Raw genomic sequence first — 20,093 nt, 5'->3', positions numbered from 1 at the left:
CGGTCGCGATGACGTTTGCGCAGGCCGGAGGCGCTCGAACCGATGTCGTACACATGTTCGAGAATGGGGGTATGGTGGAGGAGGGAGTTGGGAACTGATGTTCGAGAGCCGTTCGGGGCTCACGAGTGCGGGAGGTGCGTGTGCCGGGCTTCGCGCATCTGCACACCGTCTCCGGGTTCTCCCTGCGGTACGGGGCGTCCCATCCGGAGCGGCTGGCCGAGCGCGCCTCGGAGCGGGGCATGGACGCCCTCGCCCTGACCGACCGCGACACCCTCGCCGGCACGGTGCGCTTCGCCAAGGCATGCGCCGGGACGGGCGTCCGTCCGCTGTTCGGGGTGAATCTGGCGGTGGCGGCCGAGGAGGCCGTACGGCGGGAGAGGCGCCGTACCCCCGTGCGCGGCGGCGCCTTCGTGGACGAGTCGGCCCCCCGGGTGACCTTCCTCGCCCGGGACGGCGCCCGCGGGTGGGCCGACCTGTGCCGGCTCGTCACGGCGGCGCACGCGGCCGAGGCGGCCCCGCTGCTGCCCTGGGCCGGCAACCACGGCGACGGCCTGCTGGTCCTGCTCGGTCCGGGGTCGGACGTGGGGCGCGCGCTCGCCGCCGGGCGGCCCGACCGGGCGGTGCGGCTGCTCGCCCCGTGGCGCGAGGTCTACGGCGACGCGCTGCGGCTGGAGGCCGTCTGGCACGGCCGGACGGGCACGGGAGCCGGCTCCCTGCGGCTGGCCGCCCGTACCGTCGGATTCGCCGCCGAGCAGGGGGTGCGCCCGGTTCTCAGCAACGCCGTCCGGTACGCCGATCCCGGTCAGGGGCCGGTCGCCGACGTGCTGGACGCCGCGCGCCGCCTGGTCCCGATCGCCCCCCGTGGGGAGCTGGACTCCGGTGAGGGCTGGCTGAAGGACGCGCCGGCCATGCTCCAGGTGGCCGAGCGGGTGGTGGAGGCCGCCGGGTACCGGCGGGACACCGCCCACCGGCTGCTGGAGCAGACCCGGGCCACCGCCGCCGAGTGCCGGGTCGACCCCGAGGACGACCTCGGCATCGGCACCGTCCACTTTCCCGAGCCGCACCTCGTCGGCGCCGGCCGGCGCGCCGCGCAGCGGGCGCTCGCCTCGCGGGCGACCGCCGGGATGCTGCGGTTCGGCTACGGCGACCGGCGTGCGTACTGGGAGCGGATGCACCACGAGCTGGACATCATCGGCCATCACGGCTTCGCCTCCTACTTCCTGACGGTCGCTCAAGTGGTGGACGATGTAAGAGAGATGGGTATCCGAGTGGCCGCGCGCGGTTCCGGTGCCGGGTCGCTCGTCAACCATCTGCTCGGGATCGCGCACGCCGATCCGGTCGAGCACGGGTTGCTGATGGAGCGCTTCCTCTCCAAGGAGCGTGTGGTCCTGCCCGACATCGACATCGACGTGGAGTCCGCGCGCCGGCTGGAGGTGTACCGGGCGATCATCGACCGGTTCGGTACGGAGCGGGTGGCGACGGTCTCCATGCCGGAGACCTATCGGGTGCGGCATGCGATCCGTGACGTGGGTGCCGCTCTGTCCATGGATCCCGCCGAGATCGACCGGGTGGCCAAGTCCTTCCCGCACATCCGGGCCCGTGATGCCCGTGCGGCGCTGGAGGAACTGCCCGAGCTGAAGCAACTCGCGGGGGAGAAGGAGAGGTACGGCAGGCTGTGGGAACTGGTGGAGGCCCTCGACGCCCTGCCGCGCGGGGTCGCCATGCACCCGTGCGGGGTGCTCCTGTCCGACGCCTCCCTGCTCGCCCGTACGCCGGTGGTGCCGACCAGCGGCGAGGGGCTGCCCATGGCGCAGTTCGACAAGGAGGACGTGGAGGACCTCGGGCTGCTCAAGCTGGATGTGCTGGGCGTGCGGATGCAGTCGGCGATGGCGCACGCGGTCGCCGAGACGGAGCGGGTGACCGGGCGGCGGATCGATCTGGACGCGGTCCCGCCGGGGGATCCGGAGACGTACCGGCTGATCCGGTCCACCGAGACGCTGGGCTGCTTCCAGATCGAGTCGCCGGGTCAGCGGGACCTGGTGGGACGCCTCCAGCCGGCCGGCTTCCACGATCTGGTCGTCGACATCTCTCTCTTCCGGCCCGGCCCGGTCGCCGCCGACATGGTGCGGCCCTTCATCGAGGCGCGGCACGGGCGGGCGCCCGTGCGTTACCCGCACCCGGACCTGGAGGAGCCGCTGCGGGGGACGTACGGGGTCGTCGTCTTCCACGAGCAGGTCATCGACATCGTCGCCATCATGACCGGCTGCGGCCGGGGCGAGGCCGACCGGGTGCGGCGCGGGCTGTCCGACCCGGAGTCGCAGGGGCGGATCAGGGTGTGGTTCGCCCAGCAGGCGGCGGCCAGGGGATACGGCGCGGAGACGATCCAGCGGACCTGGGAGATCGTCGAGGCGTTCGGGTCGTACGGGTTCTGCAAGGCGCACGCCGTCGCCTTCGCCGTGCCCACCTACCAGTCGGCGTGGCTGAAGGCGCACCACCCGGCCGCCTTCTACGCCGGGCTGCTGACGCACGACCCCGGGATGTACCCGAAGCGGCTGCTGCTGGCCGACGCCCGGCGGCGCGGGGTGCCGATCCTGCCGTTGGACGTCAACACGTCCGGGATCGCACACAGGATCGAACTGGTGTCTGAATCGCCGGAGGTGTGGGGGCTGCGGCTCGCCCTCTCCGACGTCCACGGCATCAGCGAGGCCGAGGCGAAGCGGATCGCGGACGGGCAGCCGTACGCTTCCCTGCTGGACTTCTGGGAGCGGGCCCGGCCCAGCAGGCCGCTGGCGGGACGGCTCGCCCAGGTGGGCGCGCTGGACGCGTTCGGCGCCAACCGGCGTGATCTGCAACTGCATCTGACCGAGCTGCACCGGGGCGCCCGGGGCGGTGGAGGAGGCCAGCTCCGGCTGGCCGGAGGCAGGAAGACCGCACCGGCGGGCCTGCCGGACCTCACGTCGGCGGAGAAGCTCAGCGCCGAGCTGGGCGTGCTGTCCATGGACGCCTCGCGCAATCTGATGGACGACCACCGGGAGTTCCTGGGGGAGCTGGGCGTGGTCTCCGCGCGCCGGCTGCGTGATGCCCGGCACGGGGAGACCGTGCTGGTCGCGGGCGCCAAGGCGGCCACCCAGACCCCGCCGATCCGCTCCGGCAAGCGGGTCATCTTCTCCACCCTGGACGACGGCACGGGCCTGGTCGACCTCGCGTTCTTCGACGACTCGCACGACGCCTGCGCCCACACCGTCTTCCACTCCTGGCTGCTGCTGGTGCGCGGAGTGGTGCAGCGGCGCGGCCCGCGCAGCCTCAGCGTGGTGGGCGCCGCCGCCTGGAACCTCGCCGAACTGGTGGAGGTGCGGGACGAGGAGGGGCTCGACGGGGTCGCGGCCCGGCTGGCCGAACCGGCCGGCCCGGCCGGGAACGGGCCCTCGGCGGGAGGCGACGGCGGTCCGTCCCGGGCCCGGCTGGCCGGTTCCGACGGGCTGCCCGCGCCGGCCGGCTCCGCGGCCCGTGACCCGATGGAGGGCCGGACGATCCGCATGCCCACGGGGTACGAGATGCACCCCTGGGCCGATCTGCGCCCCGCGGGCCAGGACGCCTCACAAGGCCCCGCGGCGATCAGGAAGTTGTGGCATCAGAGTCCGGGGAGTGCGGGATGACCATCCTCTGCGTACGTTTCCAGCTGCCGCCGATGTACGAGGCGGCCCTGCCGGGGCTGCTCGGGCTGCTGGAGGAGTTCACCCCGGTCGTGGAGGCGCTGCCGCCGGACGGGGCGCTGGCCGATCTGCGCGGCGCCGAACGGTACTTCGGACGCGGCGCGGTGGAGCTGGCCTCGGTGATCCGGGTGCGGGCCCTCGCGCGTTACGGGGTCGACTGCGTGATCGGCGCCGGGCCGGGCCCGATGCTGGCCCGCGTGGCGCTGCGCGACGCCCGGCCGGGGGTGACCTGCGCGGTGCCCGAGGAGCCGGACGGCATCGCGGAGTTCCTCGCCGGGCGGCCGGTGTCCGCGCTGCCCGGCGTCGGTACGGCGACCGCCCGCACCCTGGGCGAGTACGGTCTGGACACCCTGGGCCTGGTCGCCGCCGCGCCGCTTGCCACGCTCCAGCGGCTGATCGGCGCGAAGGCCGGCCGCGAACTGCGCGAGAAGGCGGGCGGCGTCGACCGCGGTCGGGTCGTGCCGAACGCCGTCTCGCGGTCGTTGATGACGGAACGGGCCTTCGGCATCGACGAGCTGGACCCAGGACAGCACCGTAAGGCGCTGTTGTCGGCCGCCGAGGAGATCGGCGCCCGGCTGCGCGCGGTGGAGAAGGTCTGCCGCACCCTGACCCTGACCGTGCGCTATGCCGACCGCTCCTCGACCACCCGCAGCCGCACCCTGAAGGAGCCGACCGCGCACTCGGCGAACCTGACCCGGGCTGCCTACGGCATGTACGAGGCGCTCGGCCTGCAACGTGCCCGGGTCCGCGCGTTCGCCCTGCGCGCGGAGAGCCTGGCCCCCGCCGACCAGGCCGCCCACCAGCTCACCTTCGACCCCGTGGACGAGAAGGTCCGCCGCATCGAGGAGGTCGCGGACCGAGCGCGGGCCAGGTTCGGGCCGCGTGCGGTGATGCCGGGCACGCTGGCGGCGTGACTCCGGCCCGGGCCAGGTCAGTTGGCCCAGGGCGGAGAGACACGGGTGCCGTCGGCGAGCCGCGCCTCCAGGCCGATGGAGGTGGTGACCCAGGAGCCATGGCCCTCTCCGTCGCCCTGCTCGCCGTTCGTGCCGACCGAGCGCGGTCGGGCTGCCCCGGGTGGCGGAGGAGCTGCCGGCGAAGCGGTGGGGGGAGGGGCCGAACTGCTGGGCGAGGGTGAAGTGCGCGCGTTGCGGGATCATGTGACGCCCATCGCGTCCTACGGTCCGATCCGGCCTGGCTGGTGATGCCGCCTCAGAGCCGAGTGAGCCCCTGGTTAACACTGGGAGTTTTTACTGACGCGTAACTTCACACTTGCACTACTCGACCGTAACTTGACGAATGAACAGCATCCCGTGATCCGGATCACAGGGTTAGGCCGTGCACCTCCCTTGAGCCGCAAGGAGATCACACGATGCTGCCCTGGAACCGACTGCTCAGACCCCTCGCCGCGCTGCTCCTCACCGCCGCCGTCGCCGCCGTCCCGGCCGCCACCGCCAGCGCCTCCGACGCCCCCAGCAGGGGCTGGAACGACTACTCCTGCAAGCCCTCCGCCGCCCACCCCCGCCCCGTCGTCCTGGTCCACGGCACGCTGGGCAACTCGGTCGACAACTGGCTCGGCCTCGCCCCCTACCTGACGAGCCGCGGCTACTGCGTCTACTCCCTCGACTACGGCCAGCTCCCCGGCGTCCCCCTCTTCCACGGCCTCGGCCCCATCGACAAGTCGGCCGAGCAGCTGTCCGCCTTCGTCGACAAGGTGCTCGCCGCGACCGGGGCCGCCAAGGCCGACCTGGTCGGTCACTCCCAGGGCGGCATGATGCCCCGCTGGTACCTGAAGTTCCTCGGCGGAGCGGGCAAGGTCAACGCCCTCGTCGGCATCGCCCCCGACAACCACGGCACCGACCTGGACGGCCTGGCCCACCTGCTGCCGTACTTCCCCGGCGCCGAGGACCTGCTCAAGGCCACCACCCCCGGTCTCGCCGACCAGATCACCGGCTCCGCCTTCCTCACCAAGCTCAACGCGGGTGGCGACACCGTCCCCGGAGTGCACTACACGGTCATCGCCACCACGCACGACGAGGTGGTCACACCCTGGCGCACCCAGTACCTGAGCGGCTCCGACGTCCACAACGTCAAGCTCCAGGACCTGTGCTCGGTCGACCTCTCCGAACACGTCGCGATCGGCCTGCTCGACCGGATCGCCTTCCACGAGGTGGCCAACGCGCTCGACCCGGCCCGCGCCACCGCCACCACCTGCGCGTCGGTGTTCAGCTGACCTGCCGCCGGGGCCTGTCCGGCCTGAGCCGCCGGACAGGCCCCGGAACCCTCACCGGCGGTGGCCGCCGCCCGCCGCGCGCCGCCGCACCGACAGGAGCGGCGCACAGGCCCTATATGACTGGAACGGCATCCGGACCGGCGACGCGGCCGGGCGGCATCGGCAGCTGATCCCGTCGCCCATCGAGCCGTGCGCGGACGCGGGGGTGGCGGAGAGTGCGAGTGCGGTGACGCCGAGCGCGGCGGCGACGGCGGCCTTGCGGCGTGCGGGCATGGGGGACTCCTCGGAACGGTCCTCGGGGCGGGCCTGATCCCGTGGGGGTGATCCGAAGCTAGTCCCGCGGGGCCGTGAAATCCCCTGCTGGGAGCCGGTGGGGGAGATCCTTATGGTGCGCTTAAGGGGGTGCTCAGACTGCGCTCAGGTACTAGCGTGCACGCATGATCGACCAGACGGACACGGAACGGGTCCGGCCCGCCGTCGCGGCGGACGTGCCGGCCGTGCGCGCGGTGACGGACGCGGCCTACCGCCCCTACGTCGAGCGCATCGGTGTGGTGCCGCAGCCCATGGAGGCGGACCACGCGGCGGACGTGGCGGCCGGCAGGGTGTTCGTGACCGGGGAGCCCGTCGACGGGCTCGTGGTGCTGGAGGCGTTCGCCGGCCATCTGTTCCTGGACAGCATCGCCGTCCGTCCCGCGGCCCGCGGCACGGGCGTCGGACGGCGGCTGCTGCACTTCGTCGACGCACGCGCGCGTGCACTGGACCTCGGCGAGATCAGGCTCTACACGAACGCGATGATGTGGGAGAACCAGGAGATCTACCCGAGGTACGGCTACGAGATCGTGGAGCGCCGGACCGACGGCCCGTACGACCGCATCCACTACCGCAAGCGGCTGAACTGAGGCGTCCCGGCCTCAGCCGTCGGGCCACCAGGTGCGCGCGATGTCCTTGCGCACCTCGGGGCGACCCGCCGGGCGCTCGTCCGCCTTCTCGCGGATCCGGCGGCTGTCCGTCCTCTTCAGCGGCTTCTGCACGGTCATGCGGCGCATGGCTGCCTCCTTCAGTGGCTGCCGGGTTCCGCCTTGTCACGGAGGCAGACGCTTGTGGGGAGAGTTCCTCATCGGTGCCGGGATGTCAGTGGCGGCGGTCACGTCCGCATTGTCAGTGGCGTGTGTCAATCTCCGGGCATGACGAGCGAGAACACGCACACAGATGCGACTGCCCCGGAAGAGGACTGGGATGCACGGGCCGCCGCCTTCGACGACGAACCGGACCACGGCCTGCGTGACCCCGGGGTCCGCGCGGCCTGGGCGGACCGGCTCCGTGCCTGGCTTCCCGAACACCCCGCCGACGTCCTCGACCTCGGCTGCGGGACCGGCAGCCTGTCACTCCTCGCCGTCGAACAGGGGCACCGGGTGACCGGCGTCGACCGGTCCCCGGCGATGGCAGGGCGGGCCCGGACGAAGCTCGCCGGGCACGCCGCGACGATCCTGTGCGGGGACGCCGCGGCCCCGCCGGTGGGGGAGCAGCGCTTCGACGTGGTCCTGGTCCGGCATGTGCTGTGGGCCCTGCCGGACCCGGCCGGGGTGCTGCGGCGCTGGCGGGCCCTGCTGCGGCCCGGGGGCCGGTTCGTGCTGGTCGAGGGCGTCTGGGGAACCCTCTCCCCGGTCGGCGTACCCGCCGGGCGGCTCACCGCCCTCGTCGCACCGCTGGTCCGGGACGTACGCGTGGAGCGGCTGTCCGGCCACCCCCTGCTGTGGGGGAAGGAGGTGGACGACGAGCGGTACGCGGTGGTCGCGACCGTGTGACACCGTGCCGCCCCGGGCGGCTCAGACCAGCAGCTCCTCGAAGCCGCCCTCGCCGACCGCCAGCGCCTCCAGCGCGTCGAGAGCGGCGAGAGCGGCGGACGCGGCCTCCGGGTCCGTCTCGGTGAGCCCGCTCTCGGCGAACTCGTCCTCGTCCAGACGCCGTACGTCCCGCCCGTCCGCGGAGCGCCACAGGTCCAGGTCCAGGTCCTCCACGACCAGCTCCGTGCCGCTGGGGGTCCCTCCGCCCGAGCGCGCCCGGGAGTCACGGAGGACGGCGGGGCGTGTGATGTCGCAGTACCAGCCCTTGACCGAGCCGTCCGCGGCGCGGACCTCCTTCACCGAGTACCACCGGTCCCGCCAGTAGTACTCGGTGAACACATCACCCGGCTCGAAGCGCACGAAGCCGAAGTCGCGCACCCCGGAGCCCGCCCAGGGGGCGCGTACGGCGATCCGGGTACCGTCGTCCTGGAGCAGCTCCGCCGGATAACGGATCTTCGTACGGCCCGCCTTGACCAGCACGACCTCCAGCCGGCCCACCGGTTCAGCCGAGTTCGCGGACATAGCGCACCTCCGTCGCGCGGATCTCGTATCCGAGCCACTTGTTGATCGCGATCATGGCGTCGTTGCCGGTGTCGTTGCCCGTGAATGCCTCGGTGAGGCCGGCCGTCCGGGCCCGGTGCAGTGAGTGGAGCTTGGCGAGCTTGGCCAGACCCCGGCCGCGGTGGTCGCGGGCGGTACCGGTCATCGCGGTGGAGTAACGGCCGTCGCCGTCGGTGTAGGCCGTGGTGAAGGCGACCGGACGGCCGTCGACGCAGGCGGCCGTGGTCAGCTCCCGGTCCAGCAGCGGATGGTTCCAGGTCTCCTTGAGCCAGGCGTCGTAGTCCGTGAACTCGTACGACACGTCGCTCGGTTCGTCGAGCAGCGTCTCCGCGTCCAGCTCGAACAGCGGCCGGGGATCGTCGGCGAAGTCGGCGGCCGTACGCAGTTCGACGCCGGCCGGCACCTCCGTGAGCGGCGGAAGGGTGCCGCAGGCCAGGTCGAGCCGGAGGAAGTGGGCGGAGCGGCCCAGGCGGTAGCCGCGCCGCTCGGCGAACGCCCGGTTGGCCGGCTCGTCCAGGGCCCAGGCGAACAGCTTGGTCGCGCCCAGGGACGTCAGGTACTCCTCGCCGGCCTCCACCAGCAGCCGGCCGGCGCCGCGGTGGGTCCGGTCCGGGCGGACGTAGACGTTCAGGCATGCCTGGCCGGGCTCGCGGCTGTCCGGGACCAGATGGACCTGCGCCGTGCCGATCACCTCGCCGTCCTCCTCCGCGACGAGCGGCCGGTAGCGGGCGCCGGGGTGCATGTGGGCGGCCGTGTGCCGGACCGACTCCGGGGTGAACAGGAGGTACGGCAGAGCGAGCCGGCGGACACGGGCGAAGCCCTCGGCGTCCGCGGGGACGTCGGGGTGCAGGTCGCGTACGAGGACTGTCATGAGAACGCACCGTAGAGGCCGGGCGGATCCGGCTGCCTCCCATTTTCCGGCGGGTGCGCGACAATCGGGCCTGTGAGCCTGAAGATCCGCATCGATGACAGCGCGCCCCCGTACGAGCAGGTGCGGGCGCAGATCTCCGAGCAGGCGCGGTCGGGGGTGCTCCCGGTGGGGTACCGGCTGCCGACCGTGCGGGGACTGGCCGAGTCCCTGGGGCTCGCTGTGAACACGGTGGCCAAGGCGTACCGGGCGCTGGAGGGCGACGGGGTGATCGAGACGCGCGGGCGCAACGGCACGTTCGTGGCCGCCGCCGGCTCGGCCGCGGTGCGTGAGGCGTCGTCGGCCGCGCAGGCGTACGTGGAGCGGGTGCGGCGGCTGGGCTTGGGGGAGTCGGACGCGTTGGCCGCCGTGCGGGATGCCCTGCGGGCGGCTTACGGGGAGTAGCACAGTCCTCCCTGGGGTCGGGCTGAAGAACGCCCGGCACCGCCGTATCCCGTGGTCACGGCCGGGCGCCGCCACGCCGACCGCGGAGGTGCCGCCCGGCGGGGCGCCGTCGCGCCGGTCGTGGAGTGTGCCACTCGGCCGGGAGCCGTCGTGCCGGGCGTGGGGGTGGCGTTCGGCCGGGCGCCCCCGCGTGCCGGCCGCGTGTGTCGTTCGGCCGGGCCCCGTCGCACCGGTCGTGGGGGTGCCGCTGAGGATCGTCAGTCATCGTGGACGGTCAGCCTGATCTCGCGGGCTCCGGTGTGCGGGTCGCCGTCAGGCCCGCTCTTCTCGCCGCCCGGCCGAACGCCACCGCGTCCCGCACGGCCGCGCCCCCGGGATCGTTGTTGAAGTACGCGTACACGTCCTCGCTGTCGGTCCACGTCGTGGCGATGCGGTCCACCCATGTCTCCAGCGAACGCCTGCCGTAGCGCGGCCAGGGCTGGGCGCGGCCCTGGTGGAAGCGGACGTAACCCCAGTCGGTGGTGCGCCACAGCGGGACGACCGGGCGGGCCAGCACGTCCGCCCAGCACAGGGCCGCGCCCCGGGACTCCAGGACGCGCCGTAGCTCCGGGGTCCACCAGGAGTCGTGGCGGGGCTCCACTGCGACCCGCGTACCGGGCGGGAAACACGCCAGGCAGGCGTCCAGCAGGGGCGGGTCGGCGCGCAGCGTGGGCGGCAGCTGGAGGAGGACCGGGCCCAGGCGGTCACCGAGGCCCGCAGCGTGGCTCATCAGACGCTCCACCGGCTCCGCGGGATCCTTCAGGCGCTTGATGTGGGTGAGATACCGGCTGGCCTTGACCGCGACCACGAAGTCCGGCGGCACCCGGTCGCGCCAGACGGCGAACGTGTCGTACGACGGCAGCCGGTAGAACGCGTTGTTGATCTCCACGGTCGCGAACAGCCGGGTGTACTCCTCCAGCCACAGCCGCGTCGGCACCCCGGCCGGATAGACGTGGTCCCGCCAGTCCTTGTACTGCCAGCCCGACGTGCCGACATGCAGGGTCATATCCTCATGAAAGCACTACAGGTACAGACCCGCGTCCGCTCCCTCCCGGGCCCCCGGCACCGACGTCGGCGCCGTGCCCCGGCGCAGCGCGTACAGCTCGGCCAGGGTCGCACCCTCCCGGCCGACGCCCTGCTCGGTGCCGAGCCAGTCCACCGCCTCGTTGCGGGTCAGCGGGCCCACCTCGATGCGGGCGAGGCAGCGGCCGGGCCGGACCACGGCCGGGTGCAGACGCTCCAGGTCCTCGTTGGTGGTGACGCCGACCAGGACGTTGCGGCCCTGACCCAGCAGGCCGTCGGTGAGGTTCAGCAGCCGGGACAGGGCCTGGCCCGCCGTGTGCCGGGCCTCGCCGCGGATCAGCTCGTCGCAGTCCTCCAGCAGCAGCAGGCGCCAGCGGCCCTTGCCCGCGCCGTCGTCCTCGCCGATCGCGATGTCCATCAGATAGCCGACGTCGGAGAAGAGGCGCTCGGGGTCCAGCACGCAGTCCACCTGGCACCAGTCCCGCCAGGAACGGGCCAGCGTGCGCAGGGCGGAGGTCTTGCCGGTGCCCGGCGGCCCGTGCAGCAGGAGCAGCCGTCCCGCGATGTCCTCGGGGGTCGTGCCCATCAGACGGTCCATGGCCTCGGCCACCGGTGCCGTGTAGTTGGGCCGGACCTCGTCCCAGGTGCCCGCGGAGATCTGCCGGGTGGTGCGGTGCGGGCCGCGCCGCGGGGAGACGTACCAGAACCCCATCGTCACGTTCTCCGGCTGCGGTTCCGGCTCGTCGGCCGCGCCGTCCGTGGCCTGGTCCAGGATCCGCTTGGCCAGTTCGGCGCTGGTCGCGGTGACCGTGACGTCCGCGCCCCGGCTCCAGCGGGAGACCAGCAGGGTCCAGCCGTCACCCTCGGCGAGGGTGGCGCTGCGGTCGTCGTCGCGGGCGACCCGCAGCACGTGGGCGCCGTCCGGCAGCAGGGTCACACCGGAACGCACACGGTCGATGTTCAGCGCGTGCGAGTACGGCTGCTCGCCCGTCGCGAAGCGGCCGAGGAACAGCGCGTCGACGACGTCGGACGGCGAGTCGGAGTCGTCGACGTGGAGCCGGATCGGCAGAGCGTCGTGTGGGTTAGCAGACATGCCGCCATGATCCGGCACCGATGCCCTCCGCGCACGACATTTCCGCAGCCGAACGCTCCTCCGGAGGAGCGGTTCTTCACCCCTGGGCCGGTTCGCCGCCGGTCGCTCGCCGGGTTCCCGGGCGCGCCCGGCCCCGGAGGGGCCGAGCCGCGTGCCGGAACGGGCCCGGGCACAGGTGTCCTCAAGTCCTGCCCCCCGAGCGGTCTCCGCCACTACTGTTGTCCATGATGCGACGTCATGGGTGGTATACGGGGGTAGGGCGATGGCGGCTCACCGCCCTGTTCGGTGTGGCCGTGGCCGCTCTGGCCCTGGTGGTGACCCTGGCCGACCTGCCCGGCGACGGGGCGAGCACCGCCGGCACCTCGCGCGGCGGTGACAAGGTGCACGGCACGCCGGCCACCCCGTCCGGACGGGCGGAGCCGGCGGTGGGCTGGGGATTCACCCACACCCAGTACAGCGCCGACGTGGGCAGCGGCACGGCCACCGAGCGGGTCGAGCGGCTGCTGTCGCAGGACGGCGGGCTGCCCCAGGACCAGGCCCTGATGGGCTGGGGCGCCGACAATCCCGAGCCGGTGAAGGGCCATTACGACTTCGGCGCGATGGACCGCCGGATCGACTTCGTCCGTGGTTCGGGCGGCACCCCCGTGGTCACGCTGTGCTGCTCGCCGGACTGGATGAAGGGCGGCCGGCCCGGCGTCGGCAACACCGACTGGAGCCAGACCGCGCTGGAGACCGCGCCCACCCCCGGCCACTACCGGGACTTCGCCGATCTCGCCGCCACCGTCGCCAGGCGCTATCCCGACGTGCGGCACTTCATCGTGTGGAACGAGTTCAAGGGCTTCTGGAACAACGCCGAGGGCCGCTGGGACTACGAGGGCTACACGGCGATGTACAACCTCGTCTACAAGGCGTTGAAGAGGGTCGACAAGGACATCATGGTCGGCGGTCCTTACCTCGGGATGGGCAGCGTCGACCCGCGGCAGCGGGAGAACGCCTCGACCACGTTCCGCGGCCCGTGGGGAGCCATGGACCAGCGGGTCCTGGACGCCTTCGACTACTGGAACCGCCACAAGGCCGGCGCCGACTTCGTCGTCGTCGACGGCTCCAGCTACACCGATGACGACGACCTGCTGCCCGACGAGTTCGGCGCCACCGACAAGCTCACCGCGGTCGGTGAGTGGGTACGGCGGCGAACCCACGACCTGCCCCTGTGGTGGGCCGAGTACTACGTCGAGCCCGCCGACGGCAGCGACGAACGCAGGGGCTGGTCCGAGACCCATCGCCTGGCCGTCCACGCGGCCGGACTGATCGCCATGGCCAAGGGCGGCGCCGAATCCGGCTTCTACTGGAACCCGGAGGAGAAGACCGGCCGCTGCCCCGGCTGCCTGTGGTCCCCGACCGACAGCGCCCGGGGCGGCGGGGCACTGCCCATGTACGGCCTGCTGTCCCGGTTCGGCCAGGCGTTCCCGCCGGGCACGCGGTACGAGACCGTGTCCGTCGCCCCCGACGACGTGCCCAACGTCCGCGTGCTGGCCACCGAGAGGACCGTCCTCGTCGTCAACACCCTCGACCGGGCGATCAGCGCGCGGGTCGACGGCAAACGGTTCGAGATGAGCGCGTACGAGGTGAAGTGGCTCGACCGCTGAGCCACCCCACCGTCACTTCATGGTCAGGAACCGCTGCACCAGTGAGGCCAGGACCACCGCCAGCAGCGGCAGCGAGAACCAGAAAGAGCCCTGGAGCAGCCGTAGTCGGCGCACGCTCGGCCGGGCCGCGACCCGCACCAGCTCGCGGGCGGACAACAGCAGGACCAGGACCACGGCGGCCAGCGCACCGACCACCGACCACGATGTCCAGGTCACCTGCGGTCCGATCGGCCCCGGATCCGGCTTCGGCACCGGGCCCGGCGGCGCGGTGCGCAGCGCGTACACGGTCACGTCCGCGTTGACCAGGACCCGCGTCAGCTCCGGCCGGCCGTCCAGGTTCCCGATCAGCCGGGGCTCCCAGGTCGCCGGGTAACCCGCGTCCAGCTCCAGGTACGTCACCTGACTCCGGTTGATCATCAGATACGAGTTCGGACCGGCGCCCTTGAGCGCCTTGACCAGGCCGGCCACCAGCACCGGGTCGGCCGGCGCCTGTGTCGGCACATAGTTCACCCGCTCCATGTCCCGCGCGCCCCACGGCAGCGCCGGCGTCACGTCGTTGACCGGGTCCTGGGTCAGCCACAGCAACCGGACCGACGGCCTGTCGTGGGCGTACACCCAGTCCATGGCCGCGACCTCACCGGGCCGGGTCCGCTCGAACGGCTCGTTGCCCCAGCGAGCCACCAGGAAGCCGCCCATCAGCAGCACCCCGGCGAGCAGTGCTGCCACCGGCGCCAGCAGCGGCCGACGCGCTGTCGCGGCGCCACCGGTGCGCGGGAAGAGCGCCAGCCCGCCGAGCAGGGCCGCACCCGGCACCGCGAACATGAAGACGCGCAGCGCCATCTCACCGCCGTACGACTGCATGCCGAAGCCCAGGAACGGCACGAAGGTGAGGACCGGCAGGCACCGTTCGCGGTACCGGTGCGAGCGCCGCCGCCACCAGCCCCAGCAGGCCAGGGCCAGCACCGACCCGGCCAGCAGCACCCGGGCGTACAGCACCAGCTTGTGGGTCGAACTCCCGCCCTGGATACGGCCGGAGACCGAGGTGGACACGTTGCTGCCGACCCCGCCGACCCCCCCGAACAGTTCGTCGAAGTGCCCGGACCAGTACGGCTCGGCCATGAAGCCCACCCAGACCGCCACCAGCACCGCGCACAGCAGTGGCAGACCGCGCAGTTCGGACCGGCCGAGCAGGACCAGGGCCGTGAGCACACCCAGCATCACGAACGGGGTGAGCTGGTGCGCGGGCACGCTCGCGGCGTACAGGCCGATCAACAACAGCAGCAGCAGCGCGCGTTGCCGTCGGCCGGCCGGCTCCACCTCGGCCTCGCCGGGACGGAACCTCGTCCAGATCACCCGTGGCGGGCGGAACCAGACCAGCAGGACCGCCACGAACACCAGGTACAGCAGATAGGTGAAGCCCTGCGGGGAGAAGTAGTCCTGGCCGACCCAACCGCTCAGCACGAAGAGCCAGAGACCGGTCCACTTCGCCCGCCAGCTCGCCCGCAGCGCCCGCGTGAGCAGGAACATCGGTGCCAGATAGGCGAGTTGGACGGCGGTCGGCCACCAGCGGATGACCTCGGTGAAGTCGGTGATCCCGCAGGCCCGGCCGACGAACGCGGCCACCGCGAAGAAGCCCGGCCAGCTCCAGCGCGCGTCCAGGTCCGGGACGGCGGAGTCGGTGCGGTCGATGTAGTCGATGAACCCCAGGTGCTGCCAGGCGGTCGGGAACCGCGGCTCGGGTTCGATCACCGCGGGCAGCGCGTGCAGGGACACCACCGTCGCCAGCAGCGTGAGCAGCAACAGCGCCCGGTGCTCGCGGCGCAGCCGGAGCAGCGCGGCGAAGACGGCGATCAGCAGGACCGCCCCGGCCGTCGTCGCCGGCGGCAGCACGGAGACCAGCCCGAGCCCGCCCATCCGGTCCAGGTCGGCCTCGCCGAGCCGCAGCGCCGGCACCCAGTACAGCAGCAGCGCGGCGACGAGCAGACAGCCGAGGACGACTCCGGCACGGGTGGGCAGCCACCGGCCACGCCTGACTCGCGGCGGCTCTTCCGGCACGGCGTCTTCGGGTACGGCGTCTTCCGGTGCGGCACCGTCGGGTACGGCATCGTCGGGTACGGCATCGTCGGGCACGAAGTCTTCCGGTACGGCGTCTTCCGGGTCGGCGTCTTCCGGTACGGCGTCTTCCGGTACGGCGTCCTTCGGCAGGGCGCCCACGGGGACGGCGTCCTCGGGCTCGGCCACCGGTTCCGTCCGTGCCGCCGACAGCGGCACGGCGGTGCCCGCGGGCCGGGTGCCCGGGCCCGGGCGGACGTCCGGCCGGCGTTCCGCGTGGTCGAAGTCCGCCTGGACGCCGAGCGCCAGAGTGTCGGCGTCCAGGGCCCAGGCGGGACCCTGCCGGTGCGCCGGAGAGGAGGCCGCGACGGTGTCGGTCCCCCCACCCACCGGGATTCCCCCGTCCGGCCGCGGCCGGGAGCGGGTGAGCAGCGGGGAGCGGGGGAGCGGTCCGAGGTCGGCCAGGTCCCCGTCCGGTGCCGCCGCCTCGGGCACCTTGCCCGGTGCGGCCCGGACCGTCCGCCACAGCCTAGGCGCGGTGATGGCCACGATCACCGCGATGCTGACGGCCTCGGCGATGCCCGCCCCGGTCAGGCCCGTACGCGGCAGGAACAGCAGGGTCAGGCCGAGCGCCAGCAAGCACAACAGACCCTGGAGCCAGGCGAGTCCGGCGGTGCGGCTCTGTGCGCGCAGCACCGCGAAGTACGTCTCGATCACGACCCGCAGCACCGAGCCGACGGCGAGCCAGCGCAGCAGCGGGGTCGCCGCCTGCGCGTAGCCCTCACCGAACACGCCGAGGATCCAGGGCGCGCCGAAGAACAGCACCCCCGCCACCGGCAGCATGATCCGGGCCATCCGCTTCAGCGCGGCACGGGTGTTGGCGGCCAGTCGCGCCGGGTCGTGCGACCCCTCGACCGTGAGCGACGCGCCCATGTTGACGGCCAGCAGGTCGGTCGTACCGCCGATGGTGGCGGCGATGTAGAAGTAGGCGTTCTCCTCGGAGCTGACCCGCGCCGCGATGATCACCGGTACGAGGTAGACCACGGCGAGCGAGAACAGCGAGCCGGTGTAGTCCCCGGCCAGGAACCTGCCCATCTCCTTGACCGTCGGTGGCCTGCCATGGTCCTCGGTCGCCTTGACGTGCCGGGGCACCAGCCGCCGGAACACCAGCCAGCCCAGCGGTACCACCGAGGTGGCGATGGCGGCCACCCAGGACACGAAGACCCCGCTGGTGGGGAGGGCGACGGCGAACGCGGCCAGCAGGGCCAGTTTCACCGCCGAGAACGCGGTGTTGCCGACCGCCACCCAGGGCGCGCTGCGCAGCCCGGTCAGCACACCGTCCTGCAGGGTGAGCAGGTTCCAGGCGGCGACGGCCACGAGGAATCCGAGCCCGTTGAGGGTCCCGTGCAGGAAGCGGTACGACGGCCCCCACGCGTCCAGCGTCAGCAGGAAGACACCGGCGGCCAGCACCACGATCAGTGAACTGCCCGCGTACGTACGGAAGATGAGTCGGCCGGTGTGGTACCCGGCCACCGGGATGAAACGGGCCAGGGCACCGGTCAGGGTCACCGCGGTCAGCCCGGCGAGGAACTTCATCGCGGCGATGGCGGCCGACCCCTGACCGACCGCCGAGTCGGAGTAGTAGCGTGCCGCGGCCAGCCAGAAGCCGAGCCCGAGGACGGCGGAGATGCCGGTGTTGAGCATCAGCGCATAGGCGTTGCGGAACAGCGGGCTGCCGCCGGACCGGCCGCTGCCGGGCAGCCGCAGCCGGCGCCCGGTCCTCGCGGGCACCGGGGTGTCCGGCGTCTCGGTCTCGGTCGTGGTGGTCGTGTCAGACACGGGTTCGGATGGCCTTCCGGCGGACCTGGCGGGCTCTGCGGACGAGGGCGTACCCCTTGGTGAGGGCGTGGTCCCTGGCGAAGGTGCGGGCGACGGACCGGCCGAGGAGCAACCGCTCGAACTCCTCGGCGCCGGTGCTCCGGCGGACCGTGACCCGCTCCAGGGCGTACGGGCCCTGGCGGCGGCGGGCCAGGGCGTTGCCGACGGCGAGCGCCTGGGCGTACCCGGCAGCGCGCACGGCGCGTCGCACCCGGCGGCTGGAGTAGCCGTACGGGTAGGCGAACGACACCGGGGTCGCGCCGAGTTCGGCACTGACGATCCGCGTGCAGCGGCTCAGCTCCGCGCGCAGCCCGGCGTCGTCCAGCTGGTCGAGCTGCGGGTGGGTGTGGCTGTGCCCGCCGATCTCGACGCCGGCGGCGGCCAGTTCGCGCACCTGTCGCCAGTCGAGCATGGTGTCCGGGCCGCCCCCGGTGTCGTGCTCGCCCCTGAGCCATCCGGTGGAGACGAACAGTGTGGCCGGGAAGCCGTGCCCGGCGAGCACGGGCAGGGCGTGCCGGTGCACTCCTTCGTAGCCGTCGTCGAAGGTGATCAGCACCGGCCGGGCGGGCAGTGGGCGGGCCGAGCGCCAGCGGGACGCCAGGTCCGCGGTGGTGAGCGGGGTCAGGTCCAGGGCGGCGATGAGCGCCATCTGCTCGGCGAACGCCTCCGGCGCGACCGACAGGGCCCGGGTGGCGTCGCTGGGGTCGGCCGCGACGGAGTGGTACATGAGGATGGGCACGGGCGTGTCACTCATGGGCGCCCCCTGGTATCGGTGCCTGGGCCGGAGTCCGGTCGGGTGCCTGGGCTGGAGTCCGGTCGGGTGCCTGGCCCGGAGTCCGGTCGGGTGCCGGGAGCGGCGTCCGGATCGGTGCCGAGGAGAACGTCGTGCCGCCGCGCCGTGCCCGCAGACTGCCCGCCGCGTAGCCCCCGGCGGCGCTCAGCAGCCCGGCGACGATCGCGCCCGCGCGCCCCGCTCCGCCCGGCCGGCCGAGCAGGGCGTCCCTGAGGCCCCGGGCGATCCCGGTCGGCAACACCCGGGTGGTGTACCGGCGTTCGGACTCCAGGCCCTTGTCCACGCCGACGCTGCGCGCCACCAGGGCCTTGGACAGCCCCTCGGCAAAGGTGCGGGTGCGGAAGTAGGCGAAGCGCTCCCGGGGCCGGGGCACCCGGTGGTGGATCACCGCCCGGTCGTCGATGAGCAGGACGGCGTCGGGGCGGGCGCGGGTGAGGCGGATGCACAACTCCGTCTCCTCGCAGCCCAGGGGCCGGCGGTCGCCGTCGCGGCCGATGCCGGTGGCGAAGCCGCCCGCCGCCTCGAACGCCGTACGCCGGAAGGAGGCGTTGCCGCCGAGGACGTTGCGGACCCGGACCCGGCCGGGCGGGAGTCCCCGGTAGGTGCAGCCCACGACCCAGTCGAACTCCTCCGGGAACCAGGCCGGCCGCCGGCCCGACGCCCAGCTGGGCACCGTCCGGCCGCCGACCGCCAGCACGTGCGGGTCGGCGTACCCGGCGGCGAAGTGGCGCAGCCAGTCCCGCTCGGCCACGGCGTCGTCGTCCAGGAAGGCGATCACCTCGCCGCGGGAGGCGGTGATGCCGGTGTTGCGCCCGGAGGACAGGCCGCGAGGCCCGGCGTTGGGCAGCACACGGACGCCGTCGCTCTCCTTGTACTCGTGGGCCAGCCGGTCGTGCAGGGCCGGGTTGTGGTCGACGACGAGGAGTGTCTCCAGCGCCGGGTACGACTGCGCGCGCACCGAGGAGACCGCCGCGAGGATGTCCTCCCAGCGGTCCTCGGTGTACACGCAGATCACGACGGAGATGCCGGGATCCGTCAAGAGACCTCTCCCTGCCCGGTGCGCAGCAGCGGGGAGTGGTGGATGCGGCGGCGCAGGTCACGCCGGTTGGACCGCTCCTTCAGGATCACCTTCAGTACTCTCAGCCCGTCCCGGACGGCCCGCAGGTTGCTGGTGCCGTGGATGCGGAGGTACTCGTGGCTCGGGATCTCCTGCACCTTCAGCCCCGCCTTGACCACTCTGATGTTCATCAGCGTCTCGACCTCGAAGCCGGTGCAGTCCAGGTCGATCTTGTCCAGGCAGTGCCGCCAGAAGGCGTTGTACCCGTAGCACAGGTCGGTGTAGCGGGCGCCGAACTTGCCGTTGACGACGGCGCACAGTGCCCGGTTGCCGAGTTTGCGGATGAAGGTCATGTCGTCCGTGCCGCCGCCGTTGGCGAACCGCGACCCCTTGGCGAAGTCGGCCCCGGAGACCAGGGCGGAGACGTACGAGACGATCTCGCCGCCGTCGGCCGAGCCGTCCGCGTCGACCATCACGATGATGTCACCGGTGCATGCCTCGAACCCGGTGATCAGGGCATCCCCCTTGCCTTTGCCCCGCTGCCCGACGACCTTGACGTCCGGCCACAGGGAACGCGCCACCTCGACGGTGTCGTCCCTGGAATTGCCGTCCACCAGGACCACTTCGTGTACCCAGCCCGGCAGGGTCTTGAAGACGTAGGGCAGATTCTCCGCCTCGTTCATCGCGGGAATCACCACGCTCACCGGCGGAGTGATCGCCAGGTGAGAGGAGATGGGCTGGTAGCGGGTGGTGATCAGGGGATCCCGACCCGAACCAGGCGGATGCAGAACGGAACTCATGCGTCTTTTTCCCTCTCGTCCGGTGGACCGCCCGCCCGGGGCGGCCCGGCTC

At 72.8% G+C, this 20,093-nt stretch carries 17 protein-coding genes and 1 pseudogene; 7 read left to right on the top strand and 11 right to left on the bottom strand.

Annotated features, from left to right (window positions below; translation table 11 throughout):
- The first annotated feature begins 140 nt into the window (after positions 1-140).
- Complete coding sequence (locus tag ACIGYR_RS23625) at positions 141-3,656, top strand: DNA polymerase III subunit alpha (RefSeq protein WP_399601242.1); 3,516 nt, start codon at positions 141-143, stop codon at positions 3,654-3,656.
- The gene (locus ACIGYR_RS23620; protein WP_399601239.1) at positions 3,653-4,627 is read left to right on the top strand and encodes a DNA polymerase thumb domain-containing protein; all 975 of its coding nucleotides are present in this window, start codon (positions 3,653-3,655) and stop codon (positions 4,625-4,627) included. The genes ACIGYR_RS23625 and ACIGYR_RS23620 overlap by 4 nt, the downstream gene beginning before the upstream one ends.
- A 17-nt stretch (positions 4,628-4,644) precedes the next feature.
- Here the strand turns inward: ACIGYR_RS23620 and ACIGYR_RS23615 are convergent.
- Positions 4,645-4,722: pseudogene (locus tag ACIGYR_RS23615) on the bottom strand (cupin domain-containing protein); the annotation flags it as partial.
- Positions 4,723-5,082: 360 nt separating this feature from the next.
- On the opposite strand from ACIGYR_RS23615, the gene ACIGYR_RS23610 reads away from it, so the two are divergent.
- Positions 5,083-5,943 carry an esterase/lipase family protein gene (locus ACIGYR_RS23610; protein WP_399601236.1) on the top strand — a complete coding sequence of 287 codons (861 nt, stop codon included), beginning with the start codon at positions 5,083-5,085 and terminating at the stop codon, positions 5,941-5,943.
- A gap of 51 nt (positions 5,944-5,994) precedes the next feature.
- On the opposite strand, the gene ACIGYR_RS23605 is transcribed toward ACIGYR_RS23610, so the two are convergent.
- Complete coding sequence (locus ACIGYR_RS23605; protein WP_399601234.1) at positions 5,995-6,216, bottom strand: hypothetical protein; 222 nt, start codon at positions 6,214-6,216, stop codon at positions 5,995-5,997.
- Positions 6,217-6,380: 164 nt separating this feature from the next.
- Here ACIGYR_RS23605 and ACIGYR_RS23600 point away from each other — a divergent pair, with 164 nt between their 5' ends.
- Entirely contained in the window at positions 6,381-6,842 is a 462-nt protein-coding gene (locus ACIGYR_RS23600; protein WP_399601231.1) for a GNAT family N-acetyltransferase, read from the top strand.
- A 12-nt stretch (positions 6,843-6,854) separates the two neighbouring features.
- Here the strand turns inward: ACIGYR_RS23600 and ACIGYR_RS23595 are convergent, their stop codons facing one another.
- Complete coding sequence (locus ACIGYR_RS23595; RefSeq protein ID WP_391844219.1) at positions 6,855-6,989, bottom strand: hypothetical protein; 135 nt, start codon at positions 6,987-6,989, stop codon at positions 6,855-6,857.
- A 138-nt stretch (positions 6,990-7,127) separates the two neighbouring features.
- Here ACIGYR_RS23595 and ACIGYR_RS23590 point away from each other — a divergent pair, with 138 nt between their 5' ends.
- Positions 7,128-7,748, top strand: a complete 621-nt coding sequence (locus ACIGYR_RS23590; protein ID WP_391844220.1) for a class I SAM-dependent methyltransferase — start codon at positions 7,128-7,130, stop codon at positions 7,746-7,748.
- A 21-nt stretch (positions 7,749-7,769) separates the two neighbouring features.
- Here the strand turns inward: ACIGYR_RS23590 and ACIGYR_RS23585 are convergent, their stop codons facing one another.
- Positions 7,770-8,309 carry a DUF402 domain-containing protein gene (locus ACIGYR_RS23585; protein ID WP_399601226.1) on the bottom strand — a complete coding sequence of 180 codons (540 nt, stop codon included), beginning with the start codon at positions 8,307-8,309 and terminating at the stop codon, positions 7,770-7,772.
- Positions 8,290-9,219: a GNAT family N-acetyltransferase gene (locus tag ACIGYR_RS23580; protein WP_399601222.1), complete on the bottom strand. Its 930-nt coding sequence runs from the start codon at positions 9,217-9,219 to the stop codon at positions 8,290-8,292. Before ACIGYR_RS23580 ends, ACIGYR_RS23585 begins: the two co-directional genes overlap by 20 nt.
- 72 nt (positions 9,220-9,291) lie before the next feature.
- Here ACIGYR_RS23580 and ACIGYR_RS23575 point away from each other — a divergent pair, with 72 nt between their 5' ends.
- On the top strand, positions 9,292-9,660 hold the full coding sequence (locus tag ACIGYR_RS23575; RefSeq protein WP_391844226.1) for a GntR family transcriptional regulator: 369 nt from the start codon (positions 9,292-9,294) through the stop codon (positions 9,658-9,660).
- 274 nt (positions 9,661-9,934) lie between these two features.
- Here the strand turns inward: ACIGYR_RS23575 and ACIGYR_RS23570 are convergent, their stop codons facing one another.
- Positions 9,935-10,705 (bottom strand): DUF72 domain-containing protein, encoded by a 771-nt coding sequence (locus tag ACIGYR_RS23570; RefSeq protein WP_391844228.1) that lies wholly within the window; start codon positions 10,703-10,705, stop codon positions 9,935-9,937.
- Between the two features lie 15 nt (positions 10,706-10,720).
- Positions 10,721-11,815, bottom strand: a complete 1,095-nt coding sequence (locus tag ACIGYR_RS23565) for a DUF5925 domain-containing protein (RefSeq protein WP_391844230.1) — start codon at positions 11,813-11,815, stop codon at positions 10,721-10,723.
- Positions 11,816-12,042: 227 nt separating this feature from the next.
- On the opposite strand from ACIGYR_RS23565, the gene ACIGYR_RS23560 reads away from it, so the two are divergent.
- On the top strand, positions 12,043-13,461 hold the full coding sequence (locus ACIGYR_RS23560; RefSeq protein WP_399601216.1) for a xylan 1,4-beta-xylosidase: 1,419 nt from the start codon (positions 12,043-12,045) through the stop codon (positions 13,459-13,461).
- A 12-nt stretch (positions 13,462-13,473) separates the two neighbouring features.
- Here the strand turns inward: ACIGYR_RS23560 and ACIGYR_RS23555 are convergent, their stop codons facing one another.
- The 4 genes from ACIGYR_RS23555 to ACIGYR_RS23540 are packed head-to-tail and all read right to left on the bottom strand — an operon-like array spanning position 13,474 to position 20,041.
- On the bottom strand, positions 13,474-17,352 hold the full coding sequence (locus ACIGYR_RS23555) for a lipopolysaccharide biosynthesis protein (protein ID WP_399601213.1): 3,879 nt from the start codon (positions 17,350-17,352) through the stop codon (positions 13,474-13,476).
- Complete coding sequence (locus ACIGYR_RS23550) at positions 17,345-18,145, bottom strand: polysaccharide deacetylase family protein (protein WP_399601210.1); 801 nt, start codon at positions 18,143-18,145, stop codon at positions 17,345-17,347. The genes ACIGYR_RS23555 and ACIGYR_RS23550 overlap by 8 nt, the downstream gene beginning before the upstream one ends.
- Positions 18,138-19,223 (bottom strand): glycosyltransferase, encoded by a 1,086-nt coding sequence (locus ACIGYR_RS23545; RefSeq protein ID WP_399601207.1) that lies wholly within the window; start codon positions 19,221-19,223, stop codon positions 18,138-18,140. The genes ACIGYR_RS23550 and ACIGYR_RS23545 overlap by 8 nt, the downstream gene beginning before the upstream one ends.
- Complete coding sequence (locus ACIGYR_RS23540; RefSeq protein ID WP_399601204.1) at positions 19,220-20,041, bottom strand: glycosyltransferase family 2 protein; 822 nt, start codon at positions 20,039-20,041, stop codon at positions 19,220-19,222. Before ACIGYR_RS23540 ends, ACIGYR_RS23545 begins: the two co-directional genes overlap by 4 nt.
- Between the last annotated feature and the right edge of the window lie 52 nt (positions 20,042-20,093).

Origin of the sequence: Streptomyces sp. NPDC053076 (assembly GCF_044546845.1) — a bacterium.
GTDB lineage: Bacteria > Actinomycetota > Actinomycetes > Streptomycetales > Streptomycetaceae > Streptomyces.
The sequence above is the reverse complement of the archived record's forward strand: the minus strand, read 5'-3'. Positions and strand labels throughout refer to the sequence as shown.